Source organism: Pseudomonas sp. PS01299 (assembly GCF_029960145.1).
Lineage (GTDB): Bacteria > Pseudomonadota > Gammaproteobacteria > Pseudomonadales > Pseudomonadaceae > Aquipseudomonas > Aquipseudomonas putida_A.
In genome coordinates, this window is record NZ_JASCPO010000080.1 from 1 (window position 1) to 24,527 (window position 24,527).

General features: G+C 62.8%; 23 protein-coding genes. 13 read left to right on the forward strand and 10 right to left on the reverse strand.

Annotated features, from left to right (window positions below; genetic code table 11):
- Positions 1-114 precede the first annotated feature (114 nt).
- A complete protein-coding gene (locus QMX91_RS15815) occupies positions 115-1,320 on the reverse strand; it encodes an MFS transporter (protein WP_282413012.1) in 1,206 nt (401 codons plus the stop codon).
- 452 nt (positions 1,321-1,772) lie between these two features.
- On the opposite strand from QMX91_RS15815, the gene QMX91_RS15820 reads away from it, so the two are divergent.
- Entirely contained in the window at positions 1,773-3,866 is a 2,094-nt protein-coding gene (locus tag QMX91_RS15820; RefSeq protein WP_134787441.1) for a mechanosensitive ion channel family protein, read from the forward strand.
- 125 nt (positions 3,867-3,991) lie between these two features.
- Here QMX91_RS15820 and QMX91_RS15825 read toward each other — a convergent pair whose 3' ends face one another.
- Complete coding sequence (locus QMX91_RS15825) at positions 3,992-8,293, reverse strand: DEAD/DEAH box helicase (RefSeq protein ID WP_282413013.1); 4,302 nt, start codon at positions 8,291-8,293, stop codon at positions 3,992-3,994.
- A gap of 297 nt (positions 8,294-8,590) precedes the next feature.
- On the opposite strand from QMX91_RS15825, the gene QMX91_RS15830 reads away from it, so the two are divergent.
- Together QMX91_RS15830 and QMX91_RS15835 are read left to right on the forward strand one after the other, a co-directional pair.
- A complete protein-coding gene (locus tag QMX91_RS15830) occupies positions 8,591-9,475 on the forward strand; it encodes a sugar nucleotide-binding protein (protein ID WP_027612945.1) in 885 nt (294 codons plus the stop codon).
- On the forward strand, positions 9,468-10,397 hold the full coding sequence (locus tag QMX91_RS15835) for an NAD-dependent epimerase/dehydratase family protein (protein ID WP_098965834.1): 930 nt from the start codon (positions 9,468-9,470) through the stop codon (positions 10,395-10,397). The genes QMX91_RS15830 and QMX91_RS15835 overlap by 8 nt, the downstream gene beginning before the upstream one ends.
- A 183-nt stretch (positions 10,398-10,580) precedes the next feature.
- Here QMX91_RS15835 and QMX91_RS15840 read toward each other — a convergent pair whose 3' ends face one another.
- From QMX91_RS15840 to QMX91_RS15860, 5 genes are all read right to left on the reverse strand, one after another.
- The gene (locus tag QMX91_RS15840) at positions 10,581-11,279 is read right to left on the reverse strand and encodes an OmpW family outer membrane protein (protein WP_027612943.1); all 699 of its coding nucleotides are present in this window, start codon (positions 11,277-11,279) and stop codon (positions 10,581-10,583) included.
- Positions 11,280-11,503: 224 nt separating this feature from the next.
- Positions 11,504-12,022 (reverse strand): DUF3299 domain-containing protein, encoded by a 519-nt coding sequence (locus tag QMX91_RS15845; RefSeq protein WP_003228673.1) that lies wholly within the window; start codon positions 12,020-12,022, stop codon positions 11,504-11,506.
- 11 nt (positions 12,023-12,033) lie between these two features.
- Positions 12,034-13,299, reverse strand: coding sequence for an ABC transporter permease (locus QMX91_RS15850; protein WP_027612941.1), 1,266 nt, complete (start codon positions 13,297-13,299; stop codon positions 12,034-12,036).
- Position 13,300: 1 nt separating this feature from the next.
- On the reverse strand, positions 13,301-14,011 hold the full coding sequence (locus QMX91_RS15855; protein WP_003228669.1) for an ABC transporter ATP-binding protein: 711 nt from the start codon (positions 14,009-14,011) through the stop codon (positions 13,301-13,303).
- 138 nt (positions 14,012-14,149) lie between these two features.
- Complete coding sequence (locus QMX91_RS15860; protein ID WP_282413014.1) at positions 14,150-14,752, reverse strand: DUF2796 domain-containing protein; 603 nt, start codon at positions 14,750-14,752, stop codon at positions 14,150-14,152.
- 135 nt (positions 14,753-14,887) lie between these two features.
- Here QMX91_RS15860 and QMX91_RS15865 point away from each other — a divergent pair, with 135 nt between their 5' ends.
- Entirely contained in the window at positions 14,888-15,247 is a 360-nt protein-coding gene (locus tag QMX91_RS15865) for a hypothetical protein (RefSeq protein ID WP_115988796.1), read from the forward strand.
- 4 nt (positions 15,248-15,251) lie between these two features.
- Here the strand turns inward: QMX91_RS15865 and trxA are convergent, their stop codons facing one another.
- The 3 genes from trxA to QMX91_RS15880 all read right to left on the reverse strand — a co-directional run bounded on the left by trxA (position 15,252) and on the right by QMX91_RS15880 (position 17,427).
- The gene (gene trxA / locus QMX91_RS15870; RefSeq protein ID WP_096796332.1) at positions 15,252-16,124 is read right to left on the reverse strand and encodes a thioredoxin; all 873 of its coding nucleotides are present in this window, start codon (positions 16,122-16,124) and stop codon (positions 15,252-15,254) included.
- A 185-nt stretch (positions 16,125-16,309) separates the two neighbouring features.
- Positions 16,310-16,966 (reverse strand): 50S ribosomal protein L11 methyltransferase, encoded by a 657-nt coding sequence (locus tag QMX91_RS15875; RefSeq protein ID WP_134787434.1) that lies wholly within the window; start codon positions 16,964-16,966, stop codon positions 16,310-16,312.
- A complete protein-coding gene (locus QMX91_RS15880) occupies positions 16,963-17,427 on the reverse strand; it encodes a YbaY family lipoprotein (protein ID WP_098965824.1) in 465 nt (154 codons plus the stop codon). Before QMX91_RS15880 ends, QMX91_RS15875 begins: the two co-directional genes overlap by 4 nt.
- A gap of 127 nt (positions 17,428-17,554) precedes the next feature.
- Here QMX91_RS15880 and nrdR point away from each other — a divergent pair, with 127 nt between their 5' ends.
- The 9 genes from nrdR to QMX91_RS15925 all read left to right on the forward strand — a co-directional run bounded on the left by nrdR (position 17,555) and on the right by QMX91_RS15925 (position 24,432).
- Positions 17,555-18,019 carry a transcriptional regulator NrdR gene (gene nrdR / locus QMX91_RS15885; RefSeq protein WP_003228656.1) on the forward strand — a complete coding sequence of 155 codons (465 nt, stop codon included), beginning with the start codon at positions 17,555-17,557 and terminating at the stop codon, positions 18,017-18,019.
- Complete coding sequence (gene ribD, locus QMX91_RS15890) at positions 18,016-19,149, forward strand: bifunctional diaminohydroxyphosphoribosylaminopyrimidine deaminase/5-amino-6-(5-phosphoribosylamino)uracil reductase RibD (protein WP_282413015.1); 1,134 nt, start codon at positions 18,016-18,018, stop codon at positions 19,147-19,149. Before nrdR ends, ribD begins: the two co-directional genes overlap by 4 nt.
- Positions 19,150-19,196: 47 nt before the next feature.
- A complete protein-coding gene (locus tag QMX91_RS15895; protein ID WP_095139117.1) occupies positions 19,197-19,859 on the forward strand; it encodes a riboflavin synthase in 663 nt (220 codons plus the stop codon).
- Positions 19,860-19,875: 16 nt separating this feature from the next.
- Positions 19,876-20,967 carry a bifunctional 3,4-dihydroxy-2-butanone-4-phosphate synthase/GTP cyclohydrolase II gene (ribBA, locus tag QMX91_RS15900; RefSeq protein WP_003228650.1) on the forward strand — a complete coding sequence of 364 codons (1,092 nt, stop codon included), beginning with the start codon at positions 19,876-19,878 and terminating at the stop codon, positions 20,965-20,967.
- 236 nt (positions 20,968-21,203) lie between these two features.
- Positions 21,204-21,680, forward strand: a complete 477-nt coding sequence (gene ribE / locus QMX91_RS15905) for a 6,7-dimethyl-8-ribityllumazine synthase (RefSeq protein ID WP_003228649.1) — start codon at positions 21,204-21,206, stop codon at positions 21,678-21,680.
- Positions 21,677-22,177, forward strand: a complete 501-nt coding sequence (gene nusB, locus QMX91_RS15910; protein WP_003228643.1) for a transcription antitermination factor NusB — start codon at positions 21,677-21,679, stop codon at positions 22,175-22,177. The genes ribE and nusB overlap by 4 nt, the downstream gene beginning before the upstream one ends.
- 17 nt (positions 22,178-22,194) lie before the next feature.
- A complete protein-coding gene (gene thiL, locus QMX91_RS15915) occupies positions 22,195-23,160 on the forward strand; it encodes a thiamine-phosphate kinase (RefSeq protein WP_282413016.1) in 966 nt (321 codons plus the stop codon).
- Entirely contained in the window at positions 23,157-23,660 is a 504-nt protein-coding gene (locus QMX91_RS15920) for a phosphatidylglycerophosphatase A (RefSeq protein WP_007910933.1), read from the forward strand. The genes thiL and QMX91_RS15920 overlap by 4 nt, the downstream gene beginning before the upstream one ends.
- A 34-nt stretch (positions 23,661-23,694) precedes the next feature.
- The gene (locus tag QMX91_RS15925; RefSeq protein ID WP_134787430.1) at positions 23,695-24,432 is read left to right on the forward strand and encodes a transporter substrate-binding domain-containing protein; all 738 of its coding nucleotides are present in this window, start codon (positions 23,695-23,697) and stop codon (positions 24,430-24,432) included.
- The last annotated feature ends 95 nt before the right edge of the window (positions 24,433-24,527 follow it).

The following is a 24,527-nucleotide window of genomic DNA, read 5'->3' on the forward strand; positions in this document are numbered from 1 at the left end:
GAACATCACACAACCAATGTGGGAGGGGGCTTGCTCCCGAAGGCGGTCGTTCAGTCAACATCAATGGCGACTGATACACCGACTTCGGGAGCAAGCCCCCTCCCACAGGGTTACTCAGTGCCCCGTGAATACTCGGCCTTGAGCCGGTTCGGCATAGGCCGGACCGAGGCGATCCAGTCGCCCGCTCCACGCGGTCAGCGCCAGCGCCAGCAACACCACCAACCCACCGATCCACGCCGTATGAATCAGGCCCAAATGCTCGACGATCAGCCCGCCGCCCCACGCCCCGCCGGCAATCCCTAGGTTGAACGCAGCAATGTTCAGCCCGGATGCCACGTCCACTGCCCGCGGTGTGTGATGTTCAGCCTGACGCACCACATACACCTGCAACCCCGGCACGTTGCCGAACGCCACCGCGCCCCACACCAGCACTGTCGCCAACGCCAGCCATGGATTGGCGGCGGTGAAGGTCAGTACGAACAGCACCGCCGCCAGCAGGGCGAAGATGATTTTCAGGGCGCTGATCGGCCCGCGCTTGTCCGCCAGTTTGCCGCCCCAGATATTGCCGACCGCCACCGACACACCGTATACCAGCAACACCAGGCTGACGGTGCCGGCGCTGAAGCCGGAGATGTCCTGCAGGATCGGCGCGAGGAAAGTGAAGGCGATGAACGAGCCGCCGTAACCGATTGCGGTCATGGCATACACCAGCAACAGACGCGGTTGCTTCAGCACTTGCAGCTGTTGCAACAGGGACGCCGATTTGCTGTGGGCGATGTTGTGCGGCACATACAGCAGACTGCCGATGAAGGCGATCACACCCAGCGCCGAGACGGCGAGGAAGGTTTCGCGCCAGCCGAAATGCTGACCGATGAACGTGCCCAGTGGCACGCCGGTGACCAAAGCCACGGTGAGGCCGGTGAACATGATCGCGATCGCACTGGCAGCTTTTTCCTTGGGCACCAGGCTGGTGGCGATGGTCGAGCCGATGGAGAAGAACACCCCGTGCGCCAGACCGGTGACGATCCGCGCCAGTACCAGCGATTCATAACTCGGCGCCATCCACGCCAGCAGGTTGCCGAGGGTGAACAACACCATCAGCGACAGCAGCAACAATTTGCGCGGGACTTTGCCGGTGAGGGCGGTCAGCACCGGCGCGCCAATGGCGACGCCCAGTGCATACAGACTGACCAGCAGCCCGGCGGACGGCAGGCTGACGCCGAGATCGGCGCCGATGGTGGGCAACAGGCCAACGATGACGAACTCGGTCGTCCCGATGGCGAATGCGCTGAGAGTCAGCGCGAGCAAGGCAATGGGCATGACAGCACTCCGGTAGAGGTTTGAATGGAGCGCAGTGTCGGGGTTTGGGTTGTGCGGAAAAATACAGGGTTGGGCATTTGATATTTGCCTTGGACGCAAAGGTCAAAAGCGCTCCCCCCTCACCCCAACCCTCTCCCCCAAAGGGGCGAGGGGGAAGGGAGCTGATCTCGGTTGCACTCAATATTGAGTTCGGCTGGATATTTCAGGTCGATGTAGCTCGAGAGCTCAATTCGGTCGGCCCCCTCTCCCCCAAGGGGGTGAGGGGGAAGGGAGCGGATCTCGGTTGCACTCAATATTGAGTTCGGCTGGATATTTCAGGTCGATGTAGCTCGAGAGCACAACTCGGTCGGCTCCCTCTCCCTCGGGGAGAGGGCTGGGGTGAGGGTGCTCTTGAACTTGCCAGACAATTACCGATCAGTTCCTTACAGGTTCAGCCAAGAGGGATCGGAGTTTTGATCAAGTTCAGGATCGCCATTTTGCTGGGAGCGCTGCTGTTTCTCGGCGCCAGCGAACTCGAAGCCGCCACGCTGCCGGGTGTTCCGGCTGCTGCTGAAGAACCGGCCAAACCCGAGCCAATTGTGCAGGGCGGTCTGCTCGGCGCGATCAGTTCGAGCATCGACGACGTGCAGGACAAACTCGATCTCAACGAGCATCTGGTCGACGCCTGGCGCCTGCGTGCCGATCGCGCGGCGGATGAGGTCGACAAACTGGTCAACCAGCCGTCGAACCGATCCGGCTGGAGCGTCGCCGGGGATTTCCTGACTCTGTCCGGCGTGTGGCTTGGCGCCTTCGCGTTGCTTACGGTGCTCGGCAGCCTGCTGGCCAAACGGCTGAGTCAGGGGCGTTGGCTGCGCACCCGCCAGCGCAGTCAGGACTTGGTTGGCTACCTGCTGCCGTACACGCTGCCAGCGCTGATCTGCCTGCCGCTGACACTGTACGTCAGCCACTTTCTGCAAGCCTCGGTGGGTCGGGCGCTGGCGTTGTGTCTGGCGTATGCCACCAGCAGCGGGATTTTCTCCACCTCGATGTTGTTGTGCGTGGTGGTGATGTTCAACGTCGGCCACAAACGGCCGGCCGCGCGGATCATCCGCGACTACTGCCCGAAGCCGCTGTTCCTGATCGGCTTTCTCGCCGCCCTCAGTGACGCGTTGACCAGTCCACAGATCGCCCGTCAGTTGGGTGGCAACATCACCAGCAGCGTCGCGGTGTTCACCGGGCTGATCGCCTCGATCATCTTTGGTCTGCTGGTGATTCGCCTGCGTCGGCCGGTGGCGCACCTGATTCGTAACCGACCGCTGGCGCAACGTCTGAAACAGCCGTCGCTGCAGGAGTCGCTGCGGATTTTTTCCGGGCTCTGGTACTGGCCGATCGTGCTGATGGTGCTGGTTTCGGCGGTCAATCTGATCGGCATCGGTGAGGACAATCAGAAGGCCCTGCGCTGTGCGCTGTTCACCACGGTGCTGCTGATCGGCACGGTGTTCCTCAGCACCATCCTCCAGCACCTGTTCAAGTCGCGAAAGGCCGAAGCGATCCAGCGCAGCAGCGCCTACAAGGAGCGCTTTCTCAGCCTGTTGCACGCGTTGCTGCGGATCGTTATTGCGATTGCCTTCATCGACATTCTCGGGCGGATCTGGGGCGTTTCACTGCTTGATTTCGCCCAGAGCAGCACGATCGGCCGCGCGATCAGCAATGCGTTGAGTAGCATCGGCCTGATCTTCCTCGTCACGTGGCTGTTGTGGGTGGTGCTCGACACGGCGATTCAGGAAGCGCTGAAACCACCGGTGAGCAAACGCTCGTCGCGTCAGCCCAGCACCCGGGTGAAAACCATCCTGCCGCTGCTGCGCAATGCGATCAAAATCATCCTGGTGGTGATCTGCGCGATCACCACCATGGCCAACCTCGGCATCAACGTTGCGCCACTGTTGGCCGGTGCCGGGGTGGTCGGTCTGGCGATCGGTTTCGGTTCGCAGCAACTGGTGCAGGACGTGATTACCGGGCTGTTCATCATCATCGAAGACACGCTGTCGATCGGCGACTGGGTGGTGCTTGATTCCGGGCATGCCGGCACCGTCGAAGGCCTGACCATTCGCACCCTGCGCCTGCGTGACGGCAAGGGGTTTGTGCATTCGGTGCCGTTCGGCCAGATCAAGGCAGTGACCAATCAATCACGCCAGTTTGCCTACGCATTTTTCTCGGTGCAGTTCACCTACGACACCGACGTCGACAAGGCCATCGAACTGATCCGCGAGACCGGTGATGCGATCCGCGAAGACCCGTTCCTCAAGTACAACCTGCAAGGGCCGCTGGATGTGTTTGGCGTGGACCGGATGGACCTGAACGGCGTGGTGCTGACGGCGCAGTTCCGTACCGTGTCGGGTGGGCAATATGCGGTGAGCCGGGCGTTCAACCAGCGTTTGAAAAAGCTTGTGGATAACAGTCCCGACGTGCATTTCGCGCAGACTTATCCACAGCAGGTTTTGTTGCCCAAGCGGCAGGGTGAGGGGGAGTTGGTGGCGAGCGAGGTGCCGCAAAAGTCGAGTACTTGATTGCCGATTTTGCAGTGGGATTGCCGGCCTCTTCGCGGGCGAGCCCGCTCCCACATTGGATTTGTGAACGACGCAGATCCCCTGTGGGAGCGAGCTTGCTCGCGAAAGGGCCGGAACTGTCGACATCAATGCCGGATCAGCTTGCTACGCACCTGCTCCATGACCACCTGATCCAGCTCAGTCCAGAAAACCTGCTTGCCGGCAATCTCGGCAGCAACCGGCACCCCATCGCGATACACCAGCCGATTACTCGCCAACGCCGGCACTTTTGCCCCTGGCAACAACGTTCCGGCCAGATTCAGCGGATCCACCCCGCACACCGCGATCAAATTGCCGTCATGCGCCCGCCGCCGAACCTCCCGCAGCAAAGGAATCGCCTCCGGCAAGGCAAACTGTTCCCCCGCCAGACCACTGACAAAGCGCCCGCCGCGAATCTCGCCACGGGCCTCCAGCCGATGAAACGTGCGCAGCAATTCGCGCCAGCTCGGCAGCCAGTCCGCTTCGCGCTCCAGCAGACGCCAGAACACCACACCGTAGCGGCGCAGCAACGTCATGGCGACATGTTCGAGGGTTTCCGGCGAAGCGCTCTGGCTGTTCTCCACGAGCGGCCCTCGGCGCAACAACGCCCAGCGCCCGGCATCGTCCATGCCACCGACAAACGCCCCGCGCCCGCGTCGACTGCTGCGTTGCTGGCGCTTGCTCGCCGGGGTAATCAGGGCGCGCAAACCGGCGAAGCTGTCGGCGTTCACCAGGCCGGCACCGACCAGTTCCTGCAAGGCGATTTCCAGCTCGGTGCGCAGCAGATGCGCCTCGTGAATCAACTCATCGAAAAACAGCGCGCCGTGCTGACTCAGCGCTTCGTAGACCTTTTGCGTTTTCGGCGACAGTTCGCTGACCGGTGTTTGCTCGGCCAGCGCACTCCACAACCCGACCTGACTGCGCGGCAGCAGCACAATCGGCGTACTGCGCAACGCCGTGCCGCTGACTTTCTGCCGGGCGCTGAGGCGCGTCCACACCAGTTTGCCGTTGCGGCACAGCTCATCCAGCCAGCTCGGCGAGTAGTCTTTCAGGCGCGCCGGGAGAATGTCGCTGTCCCACGCGGAGGCCGCTGCCGGGTAACCTTCGAACTGGCCGACAATCGCCGGCAACACCGCGCTGCCCTGACCGCGGGTAGCGGAGGACAGATGCTGCCAGTCGAACAGAAAACGCATGAAATCCTGCAGAGCCACCGGCTCGATTTCCCGGCGCAAACGCTTGACCGTGTAGCGATGAATGCGCGCCAGCAGATGCCGTTCGCACCATTCCTCAACCGTCGCGCCCGGGGTGAATTTACCGCGCAGCACGTAGCCCTCGCGCTCCAGTTGCGCGAGGGCCTGATTGACCTGCGGTATCGGCAACGCGAGTGGTTCGGCAATGGCGGCTAACGGCAGCGGGCCAAATGCGCCCAGTCGCGCGCGGAGCACTTCGACCAGCGCTTCCTCTAACGTCCAAGGTTCGTTGAAACCGGGCAAGGCCTCTTGCTGCGGTTGCAGCGTGGCCTGTGGATAAAGCGCCAACAGGCAGGTCAGGCGTTCGCGTGCCAGCCACAAACAGCGCTGTGGATCGATCATCAGGCGGCAGGCGCGGCCACTGTCTGTCAGGGTATCCAGCCATTCGCGCCAAGGCTCGTGGGCCTGCACTTCGGCCTCGCTGACGCACGCCAGACTCATCAGCGCCTCGTGCATTTCATCGACGTTGGCCGGCGTCGGCCACGCTTCTTCACGCACCGCGTTAATGGCGTCTGCGTCCAGCGCACCGAGATCATCAGTGGACTGCGGATCGCTCCAGCGCCGGTTGATCACCGCTTGGGTGCGGCGTTCTTCCAACGGCGCATCGTCGAGAAAGCTGTACGGCCGCGCGCTGAGAATTTCTGCCGCCAGCGGTGACGGCGCAGGCAGATCGCGGCTGAGCAACCGCACCTCGCCACTCTCCATGCGCCGCAGCAGATTGAGCCAGCCGTCGCTGTCCATGGCCTCGTGCAGGCAATCGTCGAGGGTCTGTTCCACCAGCGGATGTTCGGGAACCTCCCGTTCGCCGGCGAGGTTTTCCAGGCATGCGATCTGGTCGGGGAACACGCTGGCAATCAGGTCCTCGCTTTTCATCCGCTGCAACTGCGGCGCGACTTTGCGCCCGCCGGTAAAACGCGGCAGCGCCAGCGCCACCCCGGCATTCCAGCGCCAGCGCACACCGAACAATGGCGCGTCGAGAATCGCCTGAATCAGGATGTGCTCGGCGCTGTTGCTGTGCAGGTAACGCCAGACGTCGTTCAGCTCGAAACTGTGGCTGGTGGACAGCGACAGGACGATCGCGTCTTCGCTGGCGGCAGCCTGTAATTCGAAGTTGAAGGTGCGACAGAAACGCTTGCGCAGCGCGAGGCCCCAAGCGCGGTTGATGCGGCTGCCGAACGGTGAATGGATGATCAATTGGGTGCCGCCGGACTCATCGAAAAACCGCTCCATCAGCAGCGTGTCCTGCGAGGGCAGGGCGCCGAGGGTCAGGCGAGCGCGGGCGAGATAGTCCACCAGCTGTTCGGCGCTGGCGCGGTTCAGGCCGAGGGTTGCGGTCAGCCAGTCGAGCGCCGGTTGCAGATCGCCGGGGCTGGCGCCGAGCAACAGGTCGAGAGTCGCTTGCAGCCGCGCCACCGCCGCAGACAATTCATCGCTGCGCCCCGGGGCTTCGCCGAGCCAGAACGGAATGGTCGGCGGCTGGCCCTGAGCATCCTCGACCCGCACCTTGCCGGTTTCAACCCGCAGGATTCGGTAGGAGGTGTTGCCGAGCTGGAATATGTCGCCCGCGATACTTTCCACGGCAAAGTCTTCGTTGACACTGCCGATGCTCAGGCCCTGCGGTTCCAGCAACACGCTGTAGTCGGCGTTGTCGGGGATGGTGCCGCCACTGGTCACGGCGGTCAGTCGCGCGCCACGACGGCCACGCAGAGTGCGGCTGACCGCGTCGCGATGCAGATAGGCGCTGCGAATGCCCTGACGACCGTTGTAGCCTTCGGCGAGCATGGTCAGCAGCGCCTGATAGTGTTTTTCGTCGAGATCGCGATACGGCGAGGCTTTGCGGAACAGCGCCAGCAATGCGTCCTCCGCCCATTCCTTGCAACTGACTTCGGCGATGATCTGCTGCGCGAGTACATCCAGCGGCGCTTCGGGAATGTGCAGGGTGTCGAGTTCGCCACGGCGCACGCAGTCGAGCAGGGCGGCGCACTCGATCAGGTCGTCGCGGGTGGTGGCGAACAAGCGGCCCTTGGGTGTGCCGCCGACTTGGTGCCCGGAGCGTCCGACCCTTTGCAGAAACCCGGCAATCGAACGCGGCGAGGATATTTGGCAGACCAGATCGACTTCGCCGATATCGATGCCCAATTCCAGCGAAGCGGTGGCGATCAGCACTTGCAGTTCGCCGCGCTTGAGTCGCTGTTCGGCGTCGAGGCGGAATTCCTTGGCCAGACTGCCGTGGTGCGCGGCGACGGCGTGTTTGCCCAGACGTTCGCTGAGGTGTCGGCTCAGGCGTTCGGCGAGGCGCCGGGTATTGACGAAAATCAGCGTGGTGCGGTGTTCGCGGGCCAGTTCGGCGAGCCGGTCATAAACCAGCTCCCAGACGTCGTTAGCCATCACTGCCGACAACGGCACCGGCGGCACCTCGATGCCCAGATCCCGTGGCCGGGCGTGGCCGATGTCGATGATTTCGCAGGGGCGATCGGTGCCGACCAGAAACCGTGCCACGGCATCGATCGGCTTTTGCGTGGCGGACAAGCCGATGCGGGTCAAGGGTTCGGCACACAGCGCCTGCAGGCGTTCGAGGCTCAGCGCCAGATGACTGCCGCGTTTGCCAGCAGCGATGGAGTGAATCTCGTCGATGATCACCGTGCGCGTGCTGCCGAGCATTTTGCGTCCGGACTCGGAGCCAAGCAGCACGTACAGCGATTCCGGGGTGGTCACCAGAATGTGCGGCGCGCGCTTGCGCATGGCGGCGCGGTCTTTTTGCGGGGTGTCGCCGGTGCGCACAGCGGTGGTGATTTGCAGTTCGGGCAGGCCCATCTGGCGTAATTGTTCGGTGATTCCCGCCAGCGGGTTCTGCAGGTTGATGCGGATGTCGTTGGACAACGCCTTGAGCGGCGAAACGTAGACGACGAGGGTTGCGTCGGGCAGGCCTTCGGGGTTTTCCAGACCCCGGTGGACGAGGTCGTCGAGCACGGCGAGAAACGCGGTAAGGGTTTTACCGGAGCCGGTGGGCGCGGCGATCAGCGTCGAGCGGCGCTGGCGGATCAACGGCCATGCGCGGGCCTGGGCGGCGGTGACCGTCGGGAAAGTGCTGCTGAACCAGGCGCTGACGGCGGGGTGAAAGCCTGCCAGGGCCGCGTCCTTGGGGATGGGCAGATTCATGGCTTAAGTTATGCGGGTGGGGGCGGCAAGATGCAAGTACCGCTGAGATCTTCAGCGTTTGGCCGGGCCTCTTCGCGAGCAAGCCCGCTCCCACAGTTGACCGCATTCCCCTGTGGAAGCGGGTTTGCTCGCGAAGAGGCCTGCTGCAACGCCACAAATGCCAGGGATCTACACTTTACGGGTGACGGTTGCGCACTAAACCCGCAAAATGCAACGATTCCGGCAATTATCGACGACGGGTGTCACAAGCACCGTCGCTAAAGCCATCGTTCCAATCAGACTGGGCCTGCTGACTCTATGCGAATGCGCCTTATGTTACTGGGCGGCGGAAATGCCCTTGGGCAGGCGCTGATTCGCCTCGGTGCGGAAGAAGACATCGGTTTCCTCGCCCCCCGCCCGCCAGAAGACGGCTGGGATGCCGCGAGCCTGACGCAACTGCTCGACGATACCCGTCCGGATGCGTTGATCAACCTCGCCTACTATTTCGACTGGTTCCAGGCCGAGACCGTCAGCGAAAGCCGTCTGGCCGGGCAGGAACGCGCCATCGAACGGCTGGCCGAGCTGTGCCAGCACCACAACATCATCCTCGTGCAGCCTTCCAGCTATCGGGTGTTCGACGGTTCGCGGGCGACCGCCTACAGCGAAAAAGACGAGCCGGTGCCGTTGGGCCTGCGCGGTCAGGCGCTGTGGCGCATCGAGCAAAGTGTTCGCGCCACTTGCCCGCAACACGTGTTGCTGCGCTTCGGCTGGCTGCTCGATGACAGCCCTGAAGGCACCCTCGGGCGCTTCCTCGCCCGCGCCGAACAACCGGACGAATTGCTCATGGCCGATGACCGCCGGGGCAATCCGACCCCGGTGGATGACGCGGCACGGGTGATCATTTCGGTGCTCAAGCAACTCGATTGCGCAGCGCCGCTGTGGGGCACTTACCATTACGCCGGCCACGAAGCGACCACGCCGCTGGCGCTCGGTCAGGCGATTCTGACCGAGGCGCGCAGCCTGCATCAGTTGGCAATCGAAGCGCCGACCGCTCAGGCGCATGCCGCGCGGCCGGACGCCGCCGAGGAGCCGCAACACGCGGTGCTCGCCTGCAAGAAAATTCTGCACACTTTCGGGATCAAGCCCCGCGCCTGGCGCGCCGCACTCCCGGCTTTACTGGATAGGTTTTATCGTCATGGCTGAAGGCCCTGTTTTAATCACCGGCGGCGCCGGTTTCATCGGCTCGCACCTGACTGACGCGTTGCTCGCCACCGGCCACTCGGTGCGGATTCTCGATGATCTGTCGACCGGCAAACGCAGCAACCTGCCGCTGGATAATCCACAGGTCGAACTGATCGTCGGTAACGTCGCCGATGCCGCGCTGGTCGCGCAGGCCATGCAAGGCTGCAGCGCCGTCGCGCATCTGGCGGCGGTGGCCTCGGTGCAGGCGTCGGTGGACGATCCGGTGAAGACGCACCAGAGCAATTTCATCGGCACCCTGAATGTCTGCGAAGCCATGCGCCAGGCCGGGGTCAAGCGCGTGCTCTACGCCTCGAGCGCAGCGGTGTACGGCAACAACGGTGAAGGCGAGTCGATCGACGAAGACACGCCAAAAGCCCCGCTGACCCCGTATGCCTCGGACAAACTGGCCGGCGAGCATTACTTCGATTTCTACCGTCGCCAGCATGGCCTGGAGCCGGTGATCTTCCGCTTCTTCAACATCTTCGGCCCACGCCAGGATCCGTCCTCGCCGTACTCCGGGGTCATCAGCATTTTCAGCGAGCGGGCACAGAAAGGCCTGCCGATCACCGTGTTCGGCGATGGCGAGCAGACCCGTGATTTCCTCTATGTCGAGGATCTGGTCGACGTGCTGGTGCAGGCAATCGACAAGCCTGAAGTGGAAGTGGGGGCGATGAACGTCGGCTGGAATCAGGCGATGAACCTCAAGCAGATGCTGCAAGCGCTGCAGGAAGTGGTCGGCGAACTGCCCCCGGTCAGCTACGGCCCGGCGCGCTCCGGCGACATCCGTCACTCGCGGGCGAATAACGCGCGTTTGCTGCAACGCTTCAAGCTGCCAGAGCCGACGCCGATGCGTGTGGGGCTGGCGCGGTTGCTCGGCAAGTAGGTTTATCGCAGACATGAAAAAGGCGCCTTTTTACAGGCGCCTTTTTCACGGCCGGAATTTGTCGCTAATCCTGTGGCGAGGGGATTTATCCCCGATCGATCACGAAGTGATCGTCGTCAGTTCTAAGCCTGCTCACCCAAAGCCTCATTCACCACCACGTGAACGTTCCTGGTTGAATCTGCCTTAGAACTTGTAGCCCAGACCCACCATGTACACAAACGGATCGACATCAACATTGACCTTGGCACGGGTGCCCGGTGCCACCGCGTTGTTCTCGACGGTGGCTCGAGTATCGATGTCGATGTAGCGCACCTGGGCGTTGAGCATGATGTTGTCGGTCAGCATGTAGTCGGCGCCGACCTGCCAGGCCAGGCCCCAGGAGTTTTTCGCCTTGAAGTTGCTGAAGCCATTGGACTGGGCTTCGCTGCCGACGTGCTCGTCGTAGATCCAGGTGTAGTTGATGCCGCCGCCGATGTACGGCTGGAATGGCGATTTCGCATCCAGCGGGTAGTACACGACGCTGAGGGTGGGCGGCAGGTGTTTCAGGGTGCCGAGTTTGCCGTTGGCGGCTGGCAGCGCAGTGCCTTTGATTTTCACGTCATGCTCGAACGGCGAGGCGGCCAGCAACTCGATACCGATGTTGTTGGTCAGCATGTAGGCGAAGTTCAGACCCAGTTGGGTGTCGCTGCTCATGGTCGCCTTGCCGCCCAGGTTGGTGCCGCTCAACGGACCCTGATCGACCTTGACATTGGAGCTGTCGGCCTTCGGGTTGACGGTGATCGCACCGGCGCGAACGATGATGTCGCCGGCTTCGTGAGCGTGGGCGAGCGGGGCTGCGAGCGCGAGGGCAAACAGCGAGGCGCTGAGCAAGGACTTGTTCATGGGGGCTCCAAAAGGACGTTAAAAGTTTCTGATGTCCTATGGTATGAAGCCAACTGATACGGTCTTTTGACTCAGCTCAATGAAACAGTGATGCCGCGGTTTTTTGTGGAACCTTGGCCGGCCCCTTCGCGAGCAAGCCCGCTCCCACTTTGGAACGCGGTCACCTGTGGGAGCGGGCTTGCTCGCGAAGAGGCCGGATCAAACAATACAAAAACTACCGGGATTCACTCCGGCAGCTCATACACATAAATCTTGTCCGCCGCCATCTGATACCCGGCATCGGCCAGTTCGCTGGTGGACGCCTTGACCTGCAACGGTCCCTCGACCCAGTACGGCTGATACAGCTCGTCGAGCTTCACGCCCAGCTCGCTTTTCACATGCACGATCTGGTTCGACGGCGGTGGCGGCACGTGGATGCAGGCGCCGAAGTACGGCACCAGCAGGAAGTCGGTGGTGCGTCCTTCTTCGTTGACCTCCAGCGGCACGATGTAGCCCGGCAGGCGGATGTTCTGCCCGTCGAGACTCTGCACCACCGGCGCGTTGGGCATGTCCTGTTTCGCCGCCGGCGCCGACTCGGCGGACAGCGCATCACTCATCTTCGACATGTCGTGCAACGGCGTCATGTTCGGCACTTCCGGCGCGGCGTCCGGCGGGATCATCTCCGACCAGGTCAGGTCTTTCGGCGCCGCTGCCCACACAGGCAGGGCAACCAGCAACAGCAGCGCAAGCACGGCGCGGGGCATGGTGAACATCCTCATAAACGGATCGACAGGCCATCGGCCAGGGATTGGCGATACGCGCGCCAGGCCGGCACGCTGCCCATCAGCAGCGCGGCCGCCAGAATGCCACCGAGCAGCGTCCATTCATACTCGCTCGGCCACGCCAGCGGCAGATACAAACCGTAATTGGCCTGCACATAGCCCTGCGCGGCGGCGATGCCGATGTAAAGCAACGCCAGCCCCGCGATCACTCCGGTCAGCGCCAGGGCGAAGGCCTCCAGCACCAGCAGACTCGCGATGTGCCACGGCCGCGCACCGACCGAACGCAGAATCGCCATCTCGCGGCGACGCTCGTTGAGGCTGGTGAGAATCGCCGTGAGCATGCCGATCAACCCGGTCAGCACCACGAACAGCGAGACCACGAACAGCGCCTTTTCAGCGGTGCTCATCAGGCTCCACAACTCCTGCAAGGCCACGCCCGGCAGGATCGCCAGCATCGGCTCACCACGGTATTCGTTGATCTCGCGTTGCAGGGCGAAGGTGGAAATCTTGCTGTTGAGGCCGAGCATGAACGCAGTGATCGCCTGTGGCGTCAGGTCCATGTTGCGTGCCTGATCTGCGGTGATCCGGCCGTTGCCCCGGGCCGGCACCCCGTTGTGCCAGTCGATGTGGATCGCCTCCATGCCGCCGAGGCTGATGTGCAACGTGCGATCCACCGGGGTACCCGTGCGCTTGAGAATGCCGACCACGGTGAACGGCTTGTCGTCATGCTTGACCAGACTGATCGCCGCCACGCCGTGGGCCAGCACCAGTTGGTCGCCGAGCTTGTAATGCAGCGCTTCGGCCACTTCGGCGCCGAGCACCACTTCGAACGGATCGGTGGCAAACGCCCGGCCGTCAGCCAGTTGCAGATGCTGCTGGCGCCCGTACTGGTAATGCTCGAAATACGCTTCAGTGGTGCCCATCACTCGGTAGCCGCGATGCGAGTCGCCGAGGGACATCGGGATTGCCCATTTCACTTTCGGGTTGCTGGCGAAGTGTTCGAAGCTGTCCCAACGGATGTTGTTGGTGGCGTTGCCGATGCGGAACACCGAGTACAGCAGCAGGTTCACCGAACCGGAGCGGGCGCCGACGATCAGGTCGGTGCCGCTGATGGTGCTGGCGAAACTGGCCTTGGCCTCGGTGCGTACGCGCTCGACGGCGAGCAACAGGCACACCGACAGGGCAATGGCGAACGCGGTGAGCAGGGCGGTAAAGCGGCGGTTGGCCAGGCTGGCCATGGCCAGACGAAACAGATACATCTCAGACCTCGGCAGACGTGGCGGCGCGATTGAGCTCGGCCAGGGACAGGTGACGGTCGAACAGCGGCGCCAGGCTCTGGTCGTGGCTGACGAACAACAGGCTCGAGCCGGCTTCGCGGCATTCGGCGAACAGCAGGCGAATGAAGTTTTCCCGGGCGTCGTAATCCAGCGCCGAGGTCGGTTCGTCGGCGATCACCAGTTCCGGTTGGCCGATCAAGGCACGAGCGGCGGCGACCCGTTGCTGCTGACCGATCGACAGCGAATCGGCGCGACGACCGAGGATGCTTTCATCTTTCAGGCCCAAGTGGGCGAGCAGGGTGGCGGCGGCCTGATCGACGCTGCCGTGACGCTGTTTCGCCCGCTCGGCACGCAATCTGGAGAAGTGGCACGGCAACTCGACGTTCTCGCGTACCGAAAGAAACGGCAGCAGGTTGAACTGCTGGAAGATGTAGCCGGTGTGATCGACGCGAAAGCGGTCGCGGGCGCCGGCACCGAGTTCGGTCAGCTCCTGGCCGAGTAGACGAATGCTGCCGCGACCGGGCTTCTGCACCCCGCCCAGCAGGCCGAGCAGGGTGGTCTTGCCGCTGCCGCTGGGGCCCTTGAGGAACAGGGTTTCACCCGGTTCCAGGCGAAACGCCGGGATGTCCAGCAGCGGCGGGTGACCTGGCCAGTTGAAGCCCAGGTCGGACAGTTCGATGAGTGCTTGGGTCATGGCACCAGTTTCAAGGAGTGAACACTTAACCCTGTGGGAGCGGGCTTGCTCGCGAATACGGTGGATCAGCCAAATCTATGTTGACTGACGCACCGCATTCGCGAGCAATCCCGCTCCCACAGGGGATTTTCGGTGTGATCAGAATTTCAGGGACGCCGCCTTGGCGGTCACTTCCGTACCCTGCTGGCCGCTCGGGCCGATCAGTTGTACCTGAATTTTCTGAGTGGCCGGGAAGGTATTGAAGATGTTCGCCAGATCCAGCGTCTTCAGAGCACCCGGGGCCGCGCAACTGAACTGATAGTGAGCGTGGATTTCGCTGTGATCGTGGTGATGCGCTTCACCACCCTTGGCATCTTCGTCGTGATCATCATCGTCATGCTCGTCGGCAGCCGGTTTGTCGCCGAACAGCGGGCTTTCCAGTTCCTGGCTGGTGACCTTGCAACCGGCGGCGGCTGGCAGGCTGAACAGCGCCAGCGGGTTTTCCAGTTTGGTGCGCGCGGCCAGGACTTTGGCTTTGTCGGCGTCGCTGGCGGCGGCGTGTTCGAAGCCCACCAGGTTCATCGCCGGGCTTTCCAGTTCCAGCTCCAGGGTCTGGCCGTCGAGTGCGGCGTTCAAGCGGCCGACGCCATGTTCGTGGGCGCCGAGGCTGCCGTGCTCATGGTCATGATCGTGCTCATCGGCGGCATGGGCGATGGCCAGCGGCAACAGGGCAAACGGCAAAGCGAACAGCAGACGACGCATGGCGGTCTCCGGAAAGTAAAGTGAAGAGTTTGTTATGTAATCTTATAACGAAAGTTCGCAGAGTTTGCCCGTGCGCTTGGCGTTGCACAAGTCCCGTGGGAGCATGCAGGTCAGAAATGTGCAGGAGCGAAGCAGATGTTGCGGATACGCGGAACCGTCGGCGCGACGCCGGTGGATTTGACGGTGGAGCTGGATGACAGCGATTGGGTGAAGCTCGGCGCAGCCCTTGGCGCGCAGCCGCAGGGTGATCAGCCTGAAGCGGCATTGAGCACGCCGGCAGTGAAGCCACTGAACCAGGACGATGCGTTGTGGCAGGTCGCGCAGGATCTGCTGCGCAAAGCCGGGCAGCTCAGCGGGCCGGATCTTCTGGAGCAGCTTGAGGGATTGACCGGCAGCGCGGCCGCAGGCAAACGCCTGCTGGTGCGCTTGCGCCACAGTTCACAGGTGAAAGTGGCGAGCGGCGGCGATACGCCGCTCTATAGCTGGGTCGAGTGAGCGCTTAGTACAGCGCAGCGAAGACCTTGCGCCGGTAAGCGGTCACCAGCGGATGATCGTTGCCCAGCAGTTCGAACACCTGCAGCAACGTCTTGTGCGGCAACCCTTCGCCGTAGCTGCGGTTACGGATGAACAGCTTGAGCAAGGCCTCCAGCGCGGCTTCGTATTGCTGACGCGCCAGTTGCTGGATCGCCAGTTGATACACCGCTTCGTCGTCCTGCGGATCTTTGGCCAGACGCGCCTTGAGGTCGGCAGCATCCGGCAGATCACGGGCAAGTCCCAGGAACTTGATCTGCGCCTTGGCGCCGGCCAGTGCAGCCTTGTGCTCATCGCTCTTGACCGCGTCGAGCACGGTTTGTGCCTCGCCCAGTTCGCCGCGCTCGGTCAGGCAGCGGGCGTAGAGGATCAGCGCCTTGGCGTTGCTGTTGTCTTCGGTGAGCATGACCACCAGCGCCGCTTCCGCGTCAGCGAAACGCCCTTCATCGAACAGCGCTTGCGCCTGTTCGAACGGATCGGCGGCGGCCGGCGGCGGCATTTGCACATGCGGCTCAAGCAACGCGCGCACTGCGGATTCCGGTTGCGCACCGGCAAAACCGTCCACCGGTTGACCGTCCTTGAACAGCACCACTGTTGGCAGGCTGCGGATGCCGAAGCGGGCGACGATGTCCTGTTCGATGTCGCAGTTGACCTTGGCCAGCAGCAGTTCGCCCTGATAGCTCTCGGCAATGCCTTGCAGCATCGGCATCAACGCCTTGCACGGCGCACACCACTCGGCCCAGAAATCCACCAGCACCGGTTTGTTGAAGGAGGCTTCGATCACCGACTGGTCGAAATCGGCAGTCGTGGCGTCGAAGATGTACGGCGTTTGCTGACTCATGGGGGATCTCGTAAAAGCGTGGATGGGGCAACTATACGGCTTGGCGGGGTGTGGCCGGAAGCGGGGGCAGGTTTAGAGATGTGTTGCCTGATAGGACGCCTTCGCGAGCAAGCTCGCTCCCACAGGGGGAACGCAATCCAAATGTGGGAGCGGGCTTGCTCCGGGCGGCGATCCGACGAAGCTTTTTAGCTCCGCCGCGCGTGGTACAGGCTCACATGCCGAAATTCTTCCGGCTCCGCCAGATCCGGCAAGGTCATCGCCTCAAGCATTTCGATTCGCTCATACAACGGATGGCGAAAATCCCGAACCCGCGAATCCGCCACCAGCGCCTCGCGGCCACGGCTGAGAAACGCGTCGAGCAGCGGCAGGTTCTCGCGGTCGTAGAGCACATCCGCCACCAGGATCAGATCGAAGCGATCAGCCTCGGCAAAGAAGTCCGTCGAATAACTCATCTGCACATCATTGAGTTCAGCGTTGGCCCGGCACGCAGCAATCGCCAGCGGATCCAGATCACAGGCCACCACCTCCAAAGCCCCGGCCTTGACCGCAGCAATAGCGGCGATGCCGGAGCCGGCGCCGAAATCCAGCACCCGCTTGCCGCGCACCCACTCGGGGAACTCCGCGAGATAACGCGCCACCGCCAGACCGCTGGCCCAGCAGAAACTCCAATAGGGCGGCTCGTGAAGGATGCGCCGGGTTTCGTCCGGGCTGAATTCACGATCCATGTTCTCGCCGTCGATCAGCCACAGCTGCAAATCGGTGCCCGGTAAAGCACAGGCCTTGAGCCGCGCATCACCGAGCAATTCACCCAACGCCTGTTGTAGGTCGAGCGGTACGGTCATGGTGCTTTGACAAATTGCAGCTGGCCCAGCGCCTGGGTGGTCGGCTGGGTAATGGTTTGCGACGGCAGGTGCAGGATCAACTGGCCCGACTGCGTGGCACGACCGCGCAGCTCAACCCGTGCGCCGGCCGGAAATGACTCCGGATTGAAGCGCAGGCGAAACGGCAGAATCTGGTTGTTGCCGATCAGGCTGGAACTGGCGAGCAGTTGTTGCGGGCGCGACTTTTCATCGATCACCAGCAGCGCCAGTTCGACTTCGGCCCCGGCCGGCACGCCTTGCAGGGTGCCGCTCAGTTCCCGTTGATAGGCCGGCAGCGGACCAAGATCAGCGGCCTCGCGGGCTTTTTTCTGCGCCTGTTGTGGTGCAGGGCCCGGTGTTGGCGGTTGCGGCTTGGGCTTGTCGCTGCCACAGGCCACCAGCAGGGCGAAAAGACTGAGCAAAACGAGCGGTCGTAGCGACATTGGCAGCTCCAGAAAATGAAATCCGTGGATCAAACGATCATGGCAGTCTGTATACCGCAAACCCTATGGCTTGTCTTGCCACCGGGATGCGCTACCATGGCCCTCCCTTTTTTTGTTGCCAGCCACCATGCACTGTCCCTTCTGCGGTGCCAACGACACCAAGGTCATCGACTCGCGTCTGGTCGCCGAGGGCGAACAGGTGCGCCGCCGGCGTGAATGCCTGGCCTGCGGCGAACGTTTCACGACATTCGAGACGGCCGAACTGGTGTTGCCGCGCCTGATCAAAACCGACGGCAGCCGCCAACCGTTCGACGAAGAAAAACTCCGCGCCGGCATGCAACGCGCGCTGGAGAAACGTCCGGTGAGCGTCGAGCGCCTCGAATCCTCTCTGGTTCACATCAAGCACAAGCTGCGCGCCACCGGCGAGCGCGAGGTCAAATCCCTCGTGGTCGGCGAACTGGTGATGGCCGAGCTGCAAAAGCTCGATGAAGTGGCCTACATCCGTTTCGCTTCGGTATACCGGCGCTTCCAGGACCTTAACGAGTTCCGTGAAGAGATCGACCGCCTCGCCCGCGAACCGGTGAAAGAATGACCCGCGCCGCCGAGCAGGCGATCCTCGACGCCCACTTCATGGCGCGCGCGCTGCAACTGGCGCGCAAGGGCCACTACACCACCCATCCCAATCCACGGGTTGGCTGCGTGATCGTGCGTGACGGGCAGATTGTCGGCGAAGGCTTTCACGAGCGCGCCGGCGAACCCCACGCCGAGGTCCACGCCCTGCGCGCTGCCGGTGAACTGGCCCGGGGCGCCACGGCTTACGTGACCCTTGAGCCGTGCAGCCACCATGGCCGCACACCGCCGTGCGCCGATGCGTTGGTGACTGCCGGGGTTGCTCGGGTGGTCGCCGCGATGCGCGATCCGAACCCACAGGTCGCCGGGCGTGGCTTGCAGCGTCTGAGCGATGCCGGGATCGCCACCGAAAGCGGCGTGCTGGAAGTCGAGGCGCGCCAGCTCAATCAAGGTTTCCTGAAGCGCATGGAACATGGCTTGCCGTTCGTGCGGGTCAAGTTGGCGATGAGTCTCGACGGGCGCACGGCGATGGAAAGTGGCGAGAGCCAGTGGATCACCGGCCCGGCCGCGCGTTCCGCCGTGCAGCGTTTGCGCGCGCAGGCGGCCGTGGTGTTGACCGGCGCTGACACCGTACTGGCCGACGGCGCGCGCCTGACCGTGCGCGCCGACGAACTGGGTCTGGATGCCGAACAAACCGCACTGGCCATGAGCCGTCCGCCGCTGCGGGTGCTGATCGATGGGCGCCTGCGGGTGCCGTTGGATGCGCCGTTCTTCAAGGCCGGCCCGGCGCTGGTCGCCACCTGCATGGCGGTCGAAGAGCAATACGCCAATGGCCCGGAATGCCTGATCGTGCCGGGTGACGACGGTCAGGTCGATCTGCATCAACTGCTGATCGAACTGGCCAACCGTGGCGTCAACGAAGTGCTGGTCGAGGCTGGCCCACGCTTGGCCGGCGCGTTCGCGCAGCTTGGTCTGGTCGATGAGTTCGTGATCTTCATCGCCGGCAAGTTTCTCGGCTCCTCGGCGCGGCCGCTGCTGGACTGGCCGCTGGCCTATATGAAGGACGCTCCCGAGCTGAAAATCACTGAAATCCGCGCGGTTGGCGATGACTGGCGAGTCACTGCGACGCCAGTCGTTTCGGCGAGCGTATAATTCCCGGCCATCGCCTTAGCGCTGGCTTCGTTCTCAAGGAGAACCCCATGTTTACCGGCATCATCGAATCCATCGGCAGTATCCGTGCACTGACCCCCAAGGGCGGTGATGTGCGGGTGCATGTCGAAACCGGCAAGCTCGACCTGAGCGACGTCAAACTCGGCGACAGCATCGCGGTCAACGGCGTGTGCCTGACGGCGGTTGAACTGCCGGGCAACGGTTTTGCCGCCGACGTCAGCCGCGAAACCCTCGACTGCACCGCCATGAATGACCTGAAAAGCGGCAGCCCGGTCAACCTGGAAAAAGCCCTAACCCCGACCACCCGTCTCGGCGGGCATCTGGTCAGCGGTCACGTCGACGGTGTCGGCGAAGTGGTGTCGCGCAGCGACAATGCCCGCGCCGTGGAATTTCGCATTCGCGCGCCGAAGGAACTGGCCAAGTACATCGCCCATAAAGGTTCGATCACCGTCGACGGCACCAGCCTGACCGTGAACGCGGTCGATGGCGCCGAATTCCTGCTGACGATCATTCCGCACACCCTGAGCGAAACCATCATGGCTTCCTACAAGCCGGGCCGCCGGGTGAACCTGGAAGTCGATTTGCTGGCGCGTTATCTGGAGCGTTTGCTCCTCGGCGACAAGGCTGCTGAGCCAAGCGCTGGCGGTATTACTGAAAGCTTTCTGGCCGCCAACGGCTATCTCAAATCCTGACTGAAGGGGGTGCCTTGTGGCGCTCAATAGCATCGAAGAACTGGTTGAAGACATCCGCCAAGGCAAGATGGTCATCCTCATGGATGACGAAGACCGCGAGAACGAAGGCGACCTGATCATGGCCGCCGAATGCTGCAAGGCCGAGCACATCAACTTCATGGCCAAGCACGCCCGTGGCCTGATCTGCATGCCGATGAGCCGCGAGCGTTGCGAACTGTTGAAGCTGCCGTTGATGGCCCCGCGCAACGGTTCCGGTTTCGGCACCAAGTTCACCGTATCGATCGAAGCTGCCGAAGGCGTCACCACCGGTATCTCCGCCGCCGACCGTGCGCGCACCGTGCAAGCGGCGGCGGCCAAAGACGCCAAGGCTGAAGACATCGTCAGCCCGGGCCACATCTTCCCGCTGATGGCCCAGGCTGGCGGTACGCTGGCCCGTGCCGGTCACACCGAAGCCGCCTGCGACCTGGCGCGCATGGCCGGTTTCGAGCCAAGCGGCGTGATCTGCGAAGTGATGAACGACGACGGCACCATGTCCCGTCGCGCTGAGCTGGAAGCGTTCGCCGCCGAACACAACATCAAGATCGGCACCATCGCCGACCTGATTCACTACCGGATGATCCACGAACGTACCGTTCAGCGGATTGCCGAGCAGCCGCTGGACAGCGAACTGGGCCAATTCAACCTGGTGACCTATCGTGATTCGGTGGAAGGCGACGTGCACATGGCCCTCACGCTGGGCACCGTTTGCGCCGAGGAACCGACCCTGGTTCGCGTGCACAACATGGACCCGCTGCGCGACCTGCTGATGGTCAAGCAACCGGGCCGCTGGAGCCTGCGCGCCGCGATGGCTGCGGTGGCCGAGGCCGGCAGCGGTGTGGTGCTGTTGCTCGGCCACCCGCTGGACGGCGACGTGCTGCTGGCGCATATCCGCGAAACCGGTGAGCAGGCGGCGGTGAAAAAACCGACCACTTACAGCATCGTCGGTGCCGGCTCGCAGATCCTGCGTGACCTCGGTGTGCGCAAAATGCGCCTGATGTCGGCGCCAATGAAATTTAATGCGATATCCGGTTTCGATCTGGAAGTTGTAGAATACGTGCCCTCCGAATAATGACCCGGTGAATTCGGCATTGTTGATGTAGATCCTTGTGGTGAGGGGATTCATCCCCGACGGGCTGCGTAGCGGCCCTATTTGGTTGGGACTGCTGCGCAGTCCATCGGGGATGAATCCCCTCGCCACAGGGGTGTAGTCGAACAGCAATGCGGTGTTTCCGGTCATGAATTTGTGGCTAATATCACTGAGGGATGCGTACGAAACGCGTCCCGGCTCTTTAAGAGATCTGACGAATGACCCTGAAGACCATCGAAGGTACCTTCATCGCCCCTAAAGGCCGCTACGCTCTGGTAGTGGGCCGTTTCAACAGCTTCGTGGTTGAAAGCCTGGTCAGCGGTGCAGTTGATGCCCTGGTTCGCCACGGCGTGAGCGAAAGCGACATCACCATCATCCGCGCGCCTGGCGCCTTCGAAATCCCGCTGGTCGCGCAGAAAGTCGCCCAGAAAGGCGAGTTCGCAGCCATCATCGCCCTTGGCGCGGTCATTCGTGGCGGCACTCCACACTTCGAATACGTGGCAGGCGAGTGCACCAAGGGTCTGGCCCAGGTGTCCATGGAGTTCGGCGTACCGGTCGCGTTCGGCGTCCTGACCGTTGATTCCATCGAGCAAGCCATCGAACGTTCCGGCACCAAGGCCGGCAACAAAGGTGCTGAAGCTGCCCTGTCCGCTCTGGAAATGGTCAGCCTGCTGGCGCAGTTGGAGGCCAAGTGATTAGCGACGATAGCGATCGTTTCAACCCGCGCGATCCGAAACCTGCGGATGCCGGCAAGCCATCGAAAAGCGTCAAGCGTCGCGAAGCCCGTCAGCTCGCGACTCAGGCCCTGTATCAGTGGCACATGGCCAAGGCTTCGCTGAACGAGATCGAAGCGCAGTTCCGCGTTGATAACGATTTCACCGATGTCGATGGCGCGTATTTCCGCGAAATCCTCCACGGGGTTCCGGCGAGCCGCACCGAAATCGACACCGCGCTCAAGCCGTGCCTGGACATCGAAATCGAAGAGCTGGACCCGGTTGAACTGGCGGTTCTGCGCCTGTCCACCTGGGAGCTGCTCAAGCGCGTCGATGTGCCGTACCGCGTGGTGATCAACGAAGGTATCGAGCTGGCGAAAGTCTTCGGTTCGACCGACGGCCACAAGTTCGTCAACGGCGTACTCGACAAGCTGGCTCCGCGCCTGCGTGAAGCTGAAGTGAAGGCGTTCAAGCGCTGATACGCGCTTGAGACCTCATGGGCGAGTTTGAGCTGATCCGCAATTTCTTCGCCGCCGCGCCTTGTGCGCAGGGCGGCGAGGGCGTTGCTCTGGGGATCGGCGACGACTGCGCCTTGCTGGCGGTTCCCCCCGGGGAACAGCTGGCGATTTCCACCGATACGCTGGTGGCCGGCGTGCATTTCGCCGATCCCTGCGATCCGTTTCTGCTCGGTCAGCGCTCGCTGGCCGTCGCGGTCAGCGATCTGGCCGCCATGGGCGCCACGCCCGTTGCCTTTACCCTTGCCCTGACTGTGCCGACGGTGACTGCCGATTGGCTGCAAACCTATGCCCACGGTTTGAACCGCATGGCGCAGGGCTGCAGCGTCGCGCTGGTCGGCGGCGACACCACGCGCGGCCCGTTGAGCCTCACGGTGACGGTGTTCGGCCGCGTGCCGGCCGGGCAGGCCTTGACCCGCAGCGGCGCACAACCGGGCGACCTGCTTTGTGTTGGCGGCGAACTGGGCAATGCCGCCGGTGCCTTGCCGCTGGTGCTTGGCCAGCGTGAAGCCGCAACGGATATCGCCCAGCCGCTGCTCGATCATTACTGGTCGCCCCAGCCGCAACTGGCTCTTGGTCAGGCGCTTCGTGGCAAGGCCACTGCCGCTCTCGACATCTCCGACGGCCTGCTCGCCGACTGTGGGCATATCGCCCTGGCCTCGCAGGTTCGCCTCGAAGTTGAACGCGAGCGCGTACCGTTGTCCGATGCTTTAGTGGCGTTTCTCGGTCAGCGCGGTGCCGAACGGGCGGCGTTGAGCGGCGGCGATGACTATGTGCTGGCCTTCACGCTACCGTCCGTCGAGTTGCCGGCACTGCTGGCCGATGGCTGGCCGATCCATGTGATCGGGCGTGTGGCGCAGGGCCAGGGTGTGGTGCTGCTGGATCGCGAAGGACACGACATCACCCCGCAAATCCGGGGTTATCAACATTTTCAGGAGACACCGTGACAGATCACCCGAAACAGGTTCCGGCCGAATTCGTTCCGCCGTCGGTCTGGCGCAATCCCTGGCATTTCCTCGCGTTCGGCTTCGGCTCCGGCACCTTGCCGAAAGCGCCGGGCACGTGGGGTTCGTTAGTTGCGCTACCCTTTATCCCGTTGTGGCAGATGTTGCCCGACTGGGGTTACTGGCTGATGCTCGGAATCACCATGCTGTTCGGCTTCTGGCTGTGCGGCAAGGTCGCCGACGATCTGCGGGTCCACGACCATGAAGGCATCGTCTGGGACGAAATGGTCGGGATGTGGATCACCCTGTGGCTGGTGCCGGAGGGCTGGTACTGGTTGCTCGCGGGTTTTCTGGTGTTCCGTTTCTTCGATATTCTCAAGCCGTGGCCGATTCGCTGGATCGACCGGCATGTCCATGGCGGCGTCGGCATCATGCTCGACGACGTGCTGGCCGGCGTGTTCGCCTGGCTGGCGATGCAGGGGCTGGTGTGGATTTTCGCCTGATCCGGATTGTCCGGGTTCAGTGAGGAGACTAGGGATGGCTCGACGCTGGCTGGCGCTGGTGTTTCTGACTTTGCTGGGCACTGTCGCCAGTGCGCAGGAAACCGCGCACGCGCCGTCGGTCATCCACCTGGCCAGCGAGGACTGGGAAGATTACACCGCCGCGGACGGTCATGGCCTGGGCTGGGACGTGCTGCGCAAGGTGTTCGAACCGGCGGGAGTGAAACTCGACATTCGCAGCGAACCGTACACTCGTTCAGTTGGGCTGGCCCAGCGTGGCGAGGTCGATGCTTGTGTCGGTTCTTATCATGAAGAATTCAGCGACCTGCTCTATCCGCGCTGGAATTTCGACACCGACCACATCTACGCCCTGGGCCTGGCGAGTAATCCAGCACCGACCCCGGAAACCCTCGGTCAATATCGGCTGGCCTGGGTTCGTGGTTACGACTATCAGAATTATCTACCCGGCGTGCGCAACTTCAACGAGGTCGTGCGACGTACCGGGATCCTCTCGATGCTCACCCACAACCGCGCCGACTATTACATCGATGCTTTGACCGAAATCGATTACGTGCTTGGCCGGGCCAGGGAACCGACGCAGTTTCGCAAGACGCATATCGCCGAACTGCCGCTGTACCTGTGCTTCGCCAACACACCGCAAGCGCGCATGTTGATGGCAGTGTTCGACCGGCGCATGGAGCAGTTGGTCAAGAGCGGCGAGCTCAAGCCAATTTTCGAACAGTGGAAGCAGCCGTATCCGTTCGAGCCGAACTGACAGGGCCGTCCCCCCTGTGGGAGCGGGCTTGCTCGCGAATGCGGTAGTTCAGCCAGCCTATTGCCGACTGACACGACGCCTTCGCGAGCAAGCCC

What these genes read in the sequence shown, in the direction of transcription:
- thiL (WP_282413016.1), top strand. Translation starts at nt 22,195, where the DNA reads ATGGGCGAGTTTGAGCTGATCCGCAATTTCTTCGCCGCCGCGCCTTGT.
- QMX91_RS15925 (WP_134787430.1), top strand. Translation starts at nt 23,695, where the DNA reads ATGGCTCGACGCTGGCTGGCGCTGGTGTTTCTGACTTTGCTGGGCACT.
- QMX91_RS15860 (WP_282413014.1), bottom strand. Translation starts at nt 14,752, where the DNA reads ATGCGTCGTCTGCTGTTCGCTTTGCCGTTTGCCCTGTTGCCGCTGGCC.
- QMX91_RS15855 (WP_003228669.1), bottom strand. Translation starts at nt 14,011, where the DNA reads ATGACCCAAGCACTCATCGAACTGTCCGACCTGGGCTTCAACTGGCCA.
- trxA (WP_096796332.1), bottom strand. Translation starts at nt 16,124, where the DNA reads ATGAGTCAGCAAACGCCGTACATCTTCGACGCCACGACTGCCGATTTC.
- QMX91_RS15850 (WP_027612941.1), bottom strand. Translation starts at nt 13,299, where the DNA reads ATGTATCTGTTTCGTCTGGCCATGGCCAGCCTGGCCAACCGCCGCTTT.
- QMX91_RS15830 (WP_027612945.1), top strand. Translation starts at nt 8,591, where the DNA reads ATGCGAATGCGCCTTATGTTACTGGGCGGCGGAAATGCCCTTGGGCAG.
- nrdR (WP_003228656.1), top strand. Translation starts at nt 17,555, where the DNA reads ATGCACTGTCCCTTCTGCGGTGCCAACGACACCAAGGTCATCGACTCG.
- ribD (WP_282413015.1), top strand. Translation starts at nt 18,016, where the DNA reads ATGACCCGCGCCGCCGAGCAGGCGATCCTCGACGCCCACTTCATGGCG.
- QMX91_RS15895 (WP_095139117.1), top strand. Translation starts at nt 19,197, where the DNA reads ATGTTTACCGGCATCATCGAATCCATCGGCAGTATCCGTGCACTGACC.
- QMX91_RS15825 (WP_282413013.1), bottom strand. Translation starts at nt 8,293, where the DNA reads ATGAATCTGCCCATCCCCAAGGACGCGGCCCTGGCAGGCTTTCACCCC.
- QMX91_RS15865 (WP_115988796.1), top strand. Translation starts at nt 14,888, where the DNA reads ATGTTGCGGATACGCGGAACCGTCGGCGCGACGCCGGTGGATTTGACG.
- QMX91_RS15840 (WP_027612943.1), bottom strand. Translation starts at nt 11,279, where the DNA reads ATGAACAAGTCCTTGCTCAGCGCCTCGCTGTTTGCCCTCGCGCTCGCA.
- ribE (WP_003228649.1), top strand. Translation starts at nt 21,204, where the DNA reads ATGACCCTGAAGACCATCGAAGGTACCTTCATCGCCCCTAAAGGCCGC.
- QMX91_RS15815 (WP_282413012.1), bottom strand. Translation starts at nt 1,320, where the DNA reads ATGCCCATTGCCTTGCTCGCGCTGACTCTCAGCGCATTCGCCATCGGG.
- QMX91_RS15835 (WP_098965834.1), top strand. Translation starts at nt 9,468, where the DNA reads ATGGCTGAAGGCCCTGTTTTAATCACCGGCGGCGCCGGTTTCATCGGC.
- QMX91_RS15845 (WP_003228673.1), bottom strand. Translation starts at nt 12,022, where the DNA reads ATGCCCCGCGCCGTGCTTGCGCTGCTGTTGCTGGTTGCCCTGCCTGTG.
- QMX91_RS15880 (WP_098965824.1), bottom strand. Translation starts at nt 17,427, where the DNA reads ATGTCGCTACGACCGCTCGTTTTGCTCAGTCTTTTCGCCCTGCTGGTG.
- QMX91_RS15875 (WP_134787434.1), bottom strand. Translation starts at nt 16,966, where the DNA reads ATGACCGTACCGCTCGACCTACAACAGGCGTTGGGTGAATTGCTCGGT.